The organism is Lutimonas sp. (assembly GCF_051011215.1).
GTDB lineage: Bacteria > Bacteroidota > Bacteroidia > Flavobacteriales > Flavobacteriaceae > Lutimonas.
The window spans coordinates 13,005-25,772 of the sequence record NZ_JBPCUJ010000061.1; the positions used below are offsets into that span (position 1 = coordinate 13,005).

General features: G+C 39.0%; 11 protein-coding genes. All 11 read right to left on the reverse strand.

Annotation, left to right across the window (positions count from 1 at the left end):
* Window positions 1–2,133 (reverse strand): methylmalonyl-CoA mutase, encoded by a 2,133-nt coding sequence (gene scpA / locus ACR2MV_RS05880; protein WP_434020976.1) that lies wholly within the window; start codon window positions 2,131–2,133, stop codon window positions 1–3.
* On the reverse strand, window positions 2,130–3,956 hold the full coding sequence (locus ACR2MV_RS05885; RefSeq protein WP_434020977.1) for a methylmalonyl-CoA mutase family protein: 1,827 nt from the start codon (window positions 3,954–3,956) through the stop codon (window positions 2,130–2,132). The genes scpA and ACR2MV_RS05885 overlap by 4 nt, the downstream gene beginning before the upstream one ends.
* 50 nt (window positions 3,957–4,006) lie before the next feature.
* Window positions 4,007–5,296 (reverse strand): acetyl-CoA hydrolase/transferase family protein, encoded by a 1,290-nt coding sequence (locus ACR2MV_RS05890; RefSeq protein WP_434020978.1) that lies wholly within the window; start codon window positions 5,294–5,296, stop codon window positions 4,007–4,009.
* 41 nt (window positions 5,297–5,337) lie between these two features.
* Window positions 5,338–6,660 (reverse strand): sodium ion-translocating decarboxylase subunit beta, encoded by a 1,323-nt coding sequence (locus tag ACR2MV_RS05895; protein WP_434020979.1) that lies wholly within the window; start codon window positions 6,658–6,660, stop codon window positions 5,338–5,340.
* A gap of 60 nt (window positions 6,661–6,720) precedes the next feature.
* Window positions 6,721–7,140 carry an acetyl-CoA carboxylase biotin carboxyl carrier protein gene (locus ACR2MV_RS05900; protein WP_434020980.1) on the reverse strand — a complete coding sequence of 140 codons (420 nt, stop codon included), beginning with the start codon at window positions 7,138–7,140 and terminating at the stop codon, window positions 6,721–6,723.
* A gap of 44 nt (window positions 7,141–7,184) precedes the next feature.
* On the reverse strand, window positions 7,185–7,544 hold the full coding sequence (locus ACR2MV_RS05905) for an OadG family transporter subunit (protein WP_434020981.1): 360 nt from the start codon (window positions 7,542–7,544) through the stop codon (window positions 7,185–7,187).
* The gene (locus tag ACR2MV_RS05910; RefSeq protein WP_434020982.1) at window positions 7,544–9,103 is read right to left on the reverse strand and encodes an acyl-CoA carboxylase subunit beta; all 1,560 of its coding nucleotides are present in this window, start codon (window positions 9,101–9,103) and stop codon (window positions 7,544–7,546) included. The genes ACR2MV_RS05905 and ACR2MV_RS05910 overlap by 1 nt, the downstream gene beginning before the upstream one ends.
* 47 nt (window positions 9,104–9,150) lie before the next feature.
* A complete protein-coding gene (mce, locus tag ACR2MV_RS05915) occupies window positions 9,151–9,552 on the reverse strand; it encodes a methylmalonyl-CoA epimerase (RefSeq protein ID WP_434020983.1) in 402 nt (133 codons plus the stop codon).
* A 276-nt stretch (window positions 9,553–9,828) separates the two neighbouring features.
* Complete coding sequence (locus ACR2MV_RS05920) at window positions 9,829–10,305, reverse strand: DUF1572 domain-containing protein (RefSeq protein ID WP_434020984.1); 477 nt, start codon at window positions 10,303–10,305, stop codon at window positions 9,829–9,831.
* Between the two features lie 33 nt (window positions 10,306–10,338).
* Complete coding sequence (locus ACR2MV_RS05925) at window positions 10,339–11,217, reverse strand: alpha/beta hydrolase (RefSeq protein WP_434020985.1); 879 nt, start codon at window positions 11,215–11,217, stop codon at window positions 10,339–10,341.
* Between the two features lie 115 nt (window positions 11,218–11,332).
* Window positions 11,333–12,643 (reverse strand): DUF5103 domain-containing protein, encoded by a 1,311-nt coding sequence (locus ACR2MV_RS05930; RefSeq protein ID WP_434020986.1) that lies wholly within the window; start codon window positions 12,641–12,643, stop codon window positions 11,333–11,335.
* Window positions 12,644–12,768 lie beyond the last annotated feature (125 nt).

Below are 12,768 nucleotides of genomic sequence, written 5' to 3' on the forward strand. Positions count from 1 at the left end.
TTAGTCGTTTGCGAGATATAGTTTCATAATCTTTATTGCAGAAGAAGCGATGACCGTTCCGGGTCCAAAAACCGCTGCCACATTTCTTTCAAATAAATAATCATAATCCTGGGCAGGAATTACTCCGCCGGCAAACACCATAATATCGGATCTTCCTAATCTTGAAAGTTCATCGATTAACTGAGGGATGAGCGTTTTATGTCCCGCAGCCAAACTCGAGGCGCCAACAAAATGTACATCATTCTCGATGGCTTGTCGGGCAACTTCCTCAGGTGTTTGAAACAGTGGTCCCATATCTACGTCAAAGCCCAGATCAGCAAAACTTGAAGCAACTACTTTTGCGCCTCTGTCATGTCCGTCCTGACCCATTTTGGCAACCATTACCCTAGGTCTTCTGCCTTCGATTTCAGCGAAATGATCAGCCAGTTTCTGTGCTTCTGCAAAGGTGCTGTCTTCACTAACTTCTTTTCGGTAAACACCACTGATTAGTTTGGTGTCAGCTTTATGTCTTCCAAAATGTTCTTCCAACGCATCTGAGATTTCACCAAGAGTGGCAAAATTTTCTGCTGCATCCACTGCAAGTTCCAGAAGATTTCCTTCAGAACCACCGGCACAAGCTTCTAAAGCTTTTAGTTTCTCAGCGACTACTTTTGAATCCCGACCTGATTTCAATTTTTCTAATCGGGCGATCTGAGAATCTCTTACCACCGAATTGTCTACCTCTAGAATATCGATATCAGAAGCTTCTTTAGTTTGATATTTGTTGACACCAACCAAGATATCCTGACCGGAATCGAGTCTTGCCTGCTTTCTGGCAGACGCTTCTTCAATTCTCATTTTTGGAACACCGGTCTCAATCGCTTTGGCCATACCGCCAAGTTCTTCCACTTCTTCGATAAGGTCCCAGGCTTTTTTGGCAATTTCCTGTGTGAGATATTCTACATAATAGGAGCCGGCCCAAGGATCTACAGATTTGGTGATCTGTGTCTCTTCCTGAATAAAAATTTGTGTATTTCTCGCGATTCGTGCAGAGAAATCTGTAGGAAGTGCAATGGCCTCATCCAAGGCGTTGGTATGAAGGGACTGTGTTCCTCCAAGTCCGGCAGCCATGGCTTCAATGCAGGTTCTGGCTACATTGTTAAATGGATCCTGCTCACTTAAACTCCATCCTGAAGTTTGACTATGTGTTCGCAAGGCCATTGATTTTGGGTTCTTTGGATTGAATTGCTTAATTATTTTGGCCCACAACATTCTTGCGGCACGCATTTTTGCAATTTCCATAAAATGATTCATGCCTACAGCCCAAAAGAATGATAGGCGAGGAGCGAATTCATCAATTTTTAAACCTGAATTCAATCCTGTTCGGATATATTCTAATCCATCTGCCAAGGTATAGGCCAGCTCAATATCGGCTGTGGCTCCAGCTTCCTGCATATGATATCCACTGATGGAGATGGAGTTAAACTTCGGCATGTTTTTGGTGGTGTATTCAAAAATATCCCCAATGATTTTCATAGATGGCAGCGGAGGATAGATGTACGTGTTTCTTACCATAAATTCCTTGAGAATATCATTTTGAATGGTTCCACTGAGCTTATCAAGAGCTACTCCTTGTTTTTTAGCGGCAGCAATATAAAAGGCCATGATAGGAAGAACGGCACCATTCATGGTCATTGATACAGACATTTTATCCAATGGAATCTGGTCAAAAAGGATCTCCATATCCAGGACTGAGTCAATGGCAACTCCTGCTTTACCTACATCACCGGTAACTCTTGGGTGATCTGAATCATATCCGCGATGTGTTGCTAAATCAAAGGCTACTGAAAGCCCCTTTTGGCCTGCTGCCAAATTTCTTCTGTAGAAGGCATTGGATTCTTCCGCAGTCGAAAACCCAGCATATTGTCTTACCGTCCATGGCCGGGAAACGTACATTGTACTGTAAGGCCCTCTCGTATATGGTGGTAATCCTGCCGCAAAATCTAAGTGCTCAGCATCTTTAATATCTTCTTTTGAGAATACATTTTTTACTGGAATGCCTTCTGGAGTTATCCAATTTTCTTGGTGTTCTGAAGGTCTTGTTTTTTCGTCAACAGTGGTGTTGATACTTAAGTCAGAAAAGTCAGGTCTCATATCTCCAAAGGTTTAATAGTTTTAGAAATTTTATTTTGAATACCGGTCAGCGTGTCAAATATATTTGAGCGAACATGAATAAAATCGTCCAATCCGGTTGCGCGTAATTCGTCTGAAATTTGAGCAGGATTACCTGCCAGTAATAAAATTTTTGATTGGTTGATCGATCTGAATTCTCTTACAAAATCTACAGCAGATTCCAGGTAATCAGGATCGGAACTGCAAAAAACAACTACATCCGATTTGGAAGCTGCGCTTTCTCTGGCAGCTGCATCAGCTGATTCATAACTCTTTTCACTTTCAATTTCATATCCACTAACACCCATAAAGTCATATGCAAAAGCAGCTCTGGCTTTTCTCATGGTCAATTGGCCAAAACTTACCAATTCTACACGTGGCCTAAAGCCATGATCCTTTACAAAGGATTCAGTAGCATACCTGATTTTTTCAATTTCCATTCCTGCACGATGTGGCAACAAGCATTTACTTTGCTTCACTGCTGAATTATTTGCAAGGATATCTTTGGAAATTTCTTCCATGAGGTTCGGGTATTTATTTACTCCAACCATGGCCAATCTTCGTTGAGAGATCAATTGGATTTTTTTAATTCTGACGGCCGCAATCTGAGCTTGAATCTGTTCATTTTCAAATTGTTTATAAAAACCTCCCAAAGCTTCTATATTTTTGAAAACTTCCAAGGCGTTCTCAGCCAATTTCAAACTCAACTCCTCGATATAATAAGAACCATCTACCGGATTCATTACCTTTCCGAAATAGGATTCTTCTTTGAGTATGGTCGCTATATTTCCTGCAATTCTACTTGAGAAATCATTTGATTCCTTAAACTCCTGATCATAGGGGTCTATTTCAATGGCATCTGTATTTCCTAATAATGCGGCCATCGCTTCTGTGGTGCTTCTCAGCATATTCGTGTTAGCATCGGTTACTGATTTTGACCAAGTGGAAGTTTTTGATAACAGACTGATATTATTGGCTGAAACACCATATTTATCACCTATCTGAGCGACCAAACTATTGAATACTCTTAATTTAGCTATTTCAATAAAATACTCGCCACTTAGACCTAAAACAAATTGAAGATTTTCAAAAACAACTGCTTCAGACAAGCCTTTGTCAGTCATTTCTTCAATTAAAAAGACCATCGAGTTTAACGTAAATGCTATTTCCTGAATCTGATTAGAGCCGGCATCCTGATACCTGCTTCCAGACACGACCAATGTTTTTAACCCAGGATACTGGGAAAATTGACGGGTCAATTTCGACAGCAATTCAAATTTACCTTTATCAAGTGTTCCTGAATACAAATAGGCATCAAACAATTGCAGATCAATATACCCCTGCACCTTATCTGCCTCTATTTGGTTCTTTTCTAAAAATGCCAGGTAAGCTGCAGCAAATGAAATGGATTCTGTAGATAAAATAAAGGATATTGAAATACCATCATAGTCAATGTCTTTCAACAATTGATCTGCTAAAACCTCCGAAGTTATTTCAAAAAGAATGCCTGACATTCCTTCTTCCAATGCTTTTAAAGCCAGGCGATTTGCCTCTTTCACATCTGTTACTGTAATTCTTCGATAATTTGTTACCGCCGGACTGTTTTCGCCCGTATTGGCCAAGGTGTTCACTTGGTCATTTTTAGTGTAAAATGGTTGGATGTTTATTCCGTTCAAATTTTTCCAAACCAGTTTTTTGTCAAAATTAGCTCCCTTTAGATCAACCGTTACCTTGTCTAACCATTCTTGTCTGGTGGGAGGAGTGAAATCCTGAAACAGCATGTTGTCTTTGCTATCGTTTTCCATAACCTATGATTTATACTTTTTGTTTATTTTCTTTGTGATAAATTTAGTGATTATATACGCACCATGGTGCCGCCAAATCTTTCATGAATCGCCTTGTCGAGATCTTCACGATGTTCAGGATGTGCAATATCACGCAGGGCCTGAGCTCTTTGTTTTAAGTTTTTCCCAAATAATTCTGCAACACCGAATTCTGTAGCCACAAATCGTGCGTGCGCTCTTGTGGTTACCACTCCTGCTCCTGGTTTTAAAGATGGAACAATTTTAGAAACACCTTTCGCTGTGGTGGAGGTAATAGCGATAATGGGTTTTCCTCCCTGAGAAAGAGCCGCACCTCTCATAAAGTCCATTTGGCCCCCAACTCCGGAAAACATTCTAAGCCCAATGGAATCGGCACAAACCTGTCCACTCATATCTATCTCGATGGCTGAGTTAATGGCAGTCACTTTTGGGTTTTGGCGAATAATTGCTGTGTCATTTACATAGGCAATATCTCTCATTTCTATTTCTGCATTGTCATCCATAAAATCATACAGACGTTTTGTACCCATGGCAAATCCTGAAACAATCTTATAAGGGTTTACTTTTTTATTGGCACCGTTCACAACACCTTTCTCAACCAGATCAACAATTCCTTCAGAAAACATTTCCGTATGAACTCCTAAATTTTTATGATTTGTTAAATAAGTAAGTACGGCGTTTGGAATACCTCCAATACCCATTTGTAAAGTAGAACCATCTTCGATGATTTCCGCGATGTTTTGACCTATTTTTTCTTCAGCTGCGGAGGGTGCCACGAACTTCATTTCATGAATATCCTCGTCTAATAAAACACAGGCATCAAAATTATTGAGGTGAACAATACCATCGCCAAAAGTTCTTGGCATTTTTTTATTGATCTGAGCAATGACTTTCTTACCTTTCTCAATAGCCGATACAACGATGTCAACTGATACGCCCAATGAACAGAATCCATGTTTGTCGGGAGGAGAAACATTGACCAGGACCACGTCCAGGTCCATATATCCCTGTCTGAATAAACTTGGAATATCACTCAAAAAGATAGGAATGTAATCCGCCGTTACTCCGATCATTTTTCGAATATTTCCGCCAATAAAAAAGGCATTGGTATAAAAACTGTCTTTTAGGTCAATGGAGGTATAGCCACATTCACCTTCAGTATGCAAATGAACTACTTCAACTCCTTTTAATTCCGGACCTCTGGCTACCATTGCTTTTACCAGAGCCTGAGGTGTTGCAGCACCTCCTTGTATTAGTACGCGGTCACCTGATTGGATCAATTTAACAGCCTCTTTTGCTGTCATTATATTTGGTATTTTCATCTGATTTATATTTTAGTAGTTATTCTATAATTTTTTCTTCATTAAGATAAAAAGCTGAGTATGATACCTGCTGCGATCGCTGATCCGATCACACCAGAAACATTGGGAGCCATGGCATGCATCAACAAATAATTATGCGGATCAGATTTAAGCGCCTCTGCGTTTACAACCCTCGCACTGTCAGGTACAGCAGATACTCCTGCTGCCCCAATTAGGGGATTTATTTTATTATCTCCTTTAAGGAATCTATTCATAAACTTGGCAAATAACAATCCACCCATGGTGGCTATTACAAAAGAAATGGCCCCCAGACCAAATATTAAAAGCGAATCTTTGGTTATAAAGATATCTGCCTGTGTTGAGGCTCCTACGGTAACACCCAGTAAAATGGTAACAATATCAATTAGTTTTGTTCTTGCCGTATCTGCCAATCGTTCCGTTCTTCCTGATTCCTTCAATAAGTTACCAAAAAATAACATACCTAAAAGAGGTAGCGCACTTGGAGAAATAAAGGTGGTTAATAAAAGGGCTATCACAGGGAAGATCATTTTTTCTTTTTGAGATACCGCTCTTGGTGGTTTCATTCTGATCTTTCGGTCTTCCTTAGAAATAAGTAATCGCATCAGAGGTGGCTGTATTACAGGAACTAAGGCCATGTATGAATAGGCTGCAATTGCAATAGGCCCGATGAGATTTTTGACAGTGGTACCATCTGCTAATAAATTGACACCATTGGCTAATTTAGAAGATAAAAAGATGGCCGTAGGTCCATCGGCGCCACCGATGATTCCGATAGCTCCTGCCTCCGGTAAATTGAAGCCCAGGTATAAAGCACCTAGAAAAGTGGCAAATACACCTATCTGAGCTGCAGCTCCCAGCAGCATTAATTTTGGATTCGCGATCAAAGAAGAGAAATCGGTCATGGCACCAATCCCTAAGAATATTAAGGGTGGGTAAATTCCTTTGACAACACCGAAGTATAAATAATTCAGCACAGAACCACTTTCATAGATTCCTGTTTGATTTCCTGCCACAAATGGTACGTTTCCTATAATAACACCGGCACCAATCGGAATCAGTAATAAAGGTTCATAATCATACTTAATACCGAGGTAAATAAATATGATACCGATCACGATCATGATTAAATTCCCTGAAGTTGCATTGGCAAAACCGGTAAAACTGTAGAATCTTTTTAAGCCTTGAAAGGCTCCTGAAACCGAGGAATCAGTATCGTCTGCACCTTGAACCAGCGCATCCATTGATGCAAAATTAATAGGTTCAGCCAAGCTTCCCATACTTAAAATAGGCTGCAGTAGCAGGAGTAAGGCGATGGCTCCGAATATGATAAATAACTTTTTCATGTTGTTTTCGTTTTCTGTAAATAAATCTGTTCAAAATAAAAGGCTCCTAAATACGAGCCCTTATTCCAATTCTATCATAGGATCGTTTTGTAAAACATTTTGATTTACAGTCACATGCACAGCAGTAACAGTTCCTTCTTTTTCTGAAGTGATGTTATTCTCCATTTTCATAGCTTCCAGTTGGAGCAATCTGTCTCCAACCTTCACTTTATCACCAACCTTCACATCTACAGCTAATATGGTTCCCGGTATAGGAGCAAGAATCTTTGTTTTTTTCGACGATGGATTTACTTTCAAAGGTTCAACAGGTCTTTTAGAGGCTGACCTGACCAGTGTAGGCGTTTTGGTCGTTTTGATATCCTCTTTTAGTTTTACCTCATATTTGGTTCCGTTTACTTCAAGTTCAATATTATTGCCTTCATGTGACAATAGATTCACCTTGTAATTATTATCGTGTATTTTGAATTTAAATGATTTCATCTTTTCTCGTTTTCTGGTTTTTCAATTCCTTTTGAAGAACGGTTCTATAATTTATTTTGGATTCCATAAATCTTGGAACTCCAAGGTGAATATGATTTCTCAGCTTTTTTTATGGTGAGTATCGGGTTTTCAAAGTCGTGCTGCTCATTGAGATACATATGGATAGCAGCGGCAATAACGGCTGCTTCTTCACCTGTAAATTTCTGATTTGAAGCCATCGGAATGTCTTTGATCTTCTTGTCCGGACCTTTGGTGATAATTTTGTACACAAAAAGCATCCAGGGTAAACCGAACTTAAAAAACAGGGACAAGGTTAACAAGGCACTGAATACAATAATCAAACCTGAAAAAAGGATCAGATAGCCTTCTCTTAACTGAGACATTAAAATAATAGATAGTATCATTACAATGGAATATTTGAATGTTTCTTAGGAGGGTTCACCTCTTTTTTATTTGCAAGTAGCTCTAGGGCTCTGATAATTCTGAATCGCGTATTGCGGGGCTCGATGACGTCATCAATGAAGCCGTATTTGGCAGCTTCATATGGATTGGCGAATTTTTTAGTGTATTCATCTTCTTTTTGAGAGATGTATTTACTTTTTTCCTCGTCGTTTTCGATTTTGTTGATATTTCTGCCCTCTAATACCTCAACGGCTCCTTTGGCTCCCATCACAGCAATTTCGGCCGTAGGCCATGCGTAATTAATATCTCCTCGCAGTTGTTTACAACTCATTACATCATGAGCACCACCATAAGATTTACGCAAGGTTATAGTGACCTTGGGAACCGTTGCTTCTCCATAGGCAAAGAGTAATTTGGCTCCATGAAGAATAATTCCTCCGTATTCCTGACCAGTACCCGGTAAAAATCCAGGGACATCTACAAGAGTCACTAATGGAATGTTAAAGGCGTCGCAGAATCTCACAAAACGGGCGGCTTTTCTGGAGGCTTCAATATCCAGAACGCCTGCATAGTACTTTGGTTGATTGGCAACAATACCAACAGGCCTTCCGTTGAACCTGGCAAAGCCGACGACAATGTTTCGGGCATAGTTTCTGTGTACCTCCATGAATTCACCTCTATCAGTAATCGTTGAGATCACGTGCACCATGTCATAGGGTTGATTCGGGTTTTCAGGTATGAATTCGTTTAACCTGTCTTCTAACCGGTCAATTGGATCCGTACATTTTATAATTGGTGGGTCTTCCAGGTTGTTTGATGGAAGGTAACTCATTAATTTACGCAGGAGCAGGATGTTCTCTTGATCATTTTCAGCTAAGAAGTGAGAAACACCTGATTTTGTTGAATGTATTTGAGCACCCCCGAGTTCTTCAGTCGATACAATTTCACCTGTTACCGTTTCCACCACTTTTGGCCCGGTAACAAACATATAACTGGTTTGGTCGGTCATGACGGTAAAATCTGTAAGTGCAGGTGAATAAACGGCACCACCGGCACAGGGCCCCAGAATAGATGAAATCTGAGGAATCACCCCAGAAGCCATTATATTTCTTTGGAAAATTTCTGCATATCCGGCCAGAGATCTGACTCCTTCTTGAATTCTGGCACCACCACTGTCATTTAAACCGATTACCGGTGCGCCAATCTTCATGGCCATATCCATGATCTTACAGATCTTTAAGGCGTAGGTTTCAGAAAGTGAACCACCGAAAACGGTAAAATCCTGAGAAAATACATACACAATTCTTCCGTCAATGGTACCGTGACCCGTGATCACCCCATCGGATAAGAATTTCTGCTTATCTAAACCGAATGATTTCGTTCTATGTGTTACGAACATGTCGAATTCTTCAAAACTGTCATCATCCAGCAACAAATCGATTCTTTCTCTGGCTGTTAGTTTTCCCTTGGCATGCTGAGATTCAATTCTTTTTTCTCCACCACCCAATTTAGCTTTTACCCTTTTTTGAATGAGCTCATTAATTTTTGTTTGATTAACCATGGCTTCTTTTTTAAATGATCTCTATAGTTATGTTTATTTTGTGGTATTTATTTGGAACAAAGTTCAGTTAAAACACCATGCGTTGAGCGTGGGTGCAGGAACCCTATGTTTAATCCCTCAGCTCCTGGTCGAGAAACTTTGTCAACAAGTTGTACACCTTTTTGGGCAGCAGTTTCAAGAGCTTCAGTTGTATTCGGCACTGCAAAGGCTATATGATGTATGCCCTCTCCTTTTTTAGCAATATATTTCCCGATCGGTCCTTCAGGAGAAGTGCTTTCTAAAAGTTCAATTTTAGTGTCACCGACCTGGAAAAACGCAGTTTTAACTTTTTGATCTGCGACTTCTTCAACTGAATAGCATTTCAGGCCTAGTACTTCTTCGTAGTACTTAATGGATGCTTCTATACTGTTTACGGCGATTCCTATGTGTTCAATGTGGCTGATATTCATATTTTTGAGATTTTGTTAATCATGTTTGAATTACCAGACAAAATTATTGATAAGAAAGACTTCAAAACATGACGAATATCATTACTTGTGTAGAGAAAGTGACAAGTGCGAAAAAACGGGCCAAGTACTTATTTTTTTTTCAATAATTCACACCTGGGTAGTTATTGATAAGAATATTCGGAAAAAAGTAAGGATGTTATTTAAAAATATGTAAGTGTGGCTTTTTGGCCCTTTTTGAGATTTACAGAAATATAGATTCGGTTCATTAGAAATATTCTAAGACCAATGATCGCTTTTAATGATTTTTTTAATGAGCGCAATTTGCCCAAGATGGTAATAGAAATGTTCAATGATACCCATCAGGTTTCTGTAATAATGCCCATACTTCTGGTCTGTAAAATCCTCCCAAAGGCTGTCTTCCGGAAGTTCTTGTAAAAGCGCTTCAAAAATCCTGGCCTCTTCAAAAAATTGTCGCTGAGCCTTGCTCCATGTTTCAGCTGAATCGATAGGAGGGTGTTTGAAGCTTTCGGAATCTTTTGATTCCAGAGAATGTCCTTGCAAAACTCTGGTCACCGTTCTGATATAATAATTCATATGATAGACCAGAGTTCCAATACTATTGCATGAATAAATTTGAATATTTGCCTCTTTCCAGTTCACGTCATTCAACTGTTTTTTTAGGTCTGAAGCAGTCCAGTTACCACCAAAATGTACTTCTTTTAATTGTTTTGCAAGTTGTTTTGTGATACGCATACATGTAAAAGTTTAGGAGGAAAAAGATATTTTTTATTCAGCGTGTACCGTTATACCTTCAGTTATTGACCACTCATAAAACCGTTCAATCCATGAGTCAGAAGGCAATCCTTGTTCTCTCATTCCAAAACCATGACCTCCTTTTGAATACATGTGTAAAGCTGCATTCAACTCCGATCGTAACCAGGAGTTATAAATGTCAACTGAACCCTGAGCCAAGCCAAGAGGATCGTCGGAAGCACATATAACAATCATAGGAGGAGCATCCTTTTTAGGTGTTTGAACTGGCATAGCGTCAGTCCAGGCATATACCGGAACCAAAAAATCAGGCCTGTTGTGTTTTGAATAGTTATAGGCTACTCCCATCGTAACTGCACCTCCCGCCGAAAAGCCCATAAAGCCAATTTTTTCAGTGTCAACACCAAGTTCTGAAGCATTTGTTCGCACATAGTTGATCGCTTCCAGACCGTCAGCGATAGAATAGGGTAAGACTTTGGCCACTTCTTCACCAATTTTGGCTGGATTTTTTTCTGCCAGAGTGGAGATATCGGCAACTCCATCTTCTCCTGTGGGAACCAATCTGTATTTGAGTACAAATACATTTATTCCTTTTTGTGTTAACCAGGCAGCCACCTGATTTCCTTCACTTTCAATACTTAAAGCATATAACCCTCCACCAGGTGCCACAATAACTGAGACGCCTGTATTTACTTCGGGGTCTGCCTGAAAATAGGCAAGCGTTGGTGTTGAAACGTTTGTAACCACTTCAGTTTGCCAAATGTCAGACATATATTGTTTTTCTGGATTTTCCCACGTACTGTTTTTGGCTTCTTCGTGAGGTAGGTTGATAATTCTTTGCGCCGGGAGCGTATAACAGGAGATCAGTAAAAAAATAAGGAGTAGTTCTTTCATCAGGTTCGGTTTATCCTATAAAGATGCGAAAACTTGAGAAAAGTTCAAAAAAAGTGGATACCTAAAAGAAGGCTCGTAGCATTTGAAAAGAATAAATCAGGCTCAGGCTTCCCGATTAATTCAATAATTTTTTAGAATTTGTGGAGCCTAAGCCAATCGCCTGGTCATAGCGATCACCGAATTTTCTATAATATACAATGACAGTATACTCGTTTTCTGTTTGATAGAAGGACCCTTCAACTTTATAAGGGTTTATTCGGTAGTTTTTGTCCACTGCCACATAGGTGTAGTTGTAAAAACCCTGTTTAAACATGATTCTGGCCTCATAAAATCCTGACGCTTGATTATAGGTCATTTTGTTTTCTTCGGTTATTTGCCAATCATTAAAATTGCCATAGATATAAATGTCATCTTGATCGAAATTATCATTGTATTGTAAGGTAAAATGCACAAAAGAATAATCTCCTTCCAAACCGACATCTTCAGCATCTAAGGTCCTTAAAACAAAATTACCATTGACGTCAGGATAAAAAGAATAGGGTCTGTTACCCCTGGCCTCGTTGGCATACAGGTAGGTGTTAAAAATATTATCGAGCCTTGTTTTAAAAATATTATTGGTTGCATTTCTGATTTCTTTACTGTCAAAATAGAGATATTCATTTCCAGCCCAATAGGAGATGCCATCAATATAATTATACCATAGCTGGGTGCCTCTGGTGTACTTTGGCTTGAGTTCTTTTATAACAGAATTCCAATCGTTGTTTTGGTATACGTCAACCTTTATTTCACGGTAAGGATCGTTTAATCTTAAATTCGGATGATTTATGATAAATTGTATACTGTGTTTTTCATTGATTACGGAAGGATCTGTACTTCGATGTGCCGTTACCGCAACATTGACCTTTGGTTGATACATGATAAACCTTCTGGTAAATAACACATTGCCGAAATCATCAAGTATGCTAATCAGATAATTTCCACTGATTTTTATGCTGTTATTCTTATTTGGAACCTGAAGTTCGTAATGAGTATAGTACTGTAAGGTGTTAAATGAATTTTGGTAGTTTCGAATACGATCTGTGGCATATCCTGTCATATATTCTGTTGATGATAAATCAGATTTTTGCCAGTTGTAATCACAGTGTTCAATCTTGTAGGAATAGATCCTCTCTTCTGAATTTATGTCGTCAAAACTGAGTATTAATTTTTCTCCTAATTTAACGATGGGAGCATACGCTTCCGGGTTGAGAGGTTTGAATTGTATGGATTTAATATGCAGTGGAGGAGGAATGATATTATTTTGCTGTGCCTGCAATTGGCCAAGAAACAATACAAAAATCCATAAGATAGGTGTATTTTTTTTAAATCGATATTTTGTAGGCATCTGTATTCTAAGTCGTTGTATAAATAATTTAGCAGATTTCATTCATAAAATTGAACAAAATAAAAATCAGTTAATCAATCCAAATAAATGTTAACTAAATGCTAATCTATAAAATATTAATTATTAAATTTGCACTCGATTAAGAAACAATTGATTTTTCCTGTTTT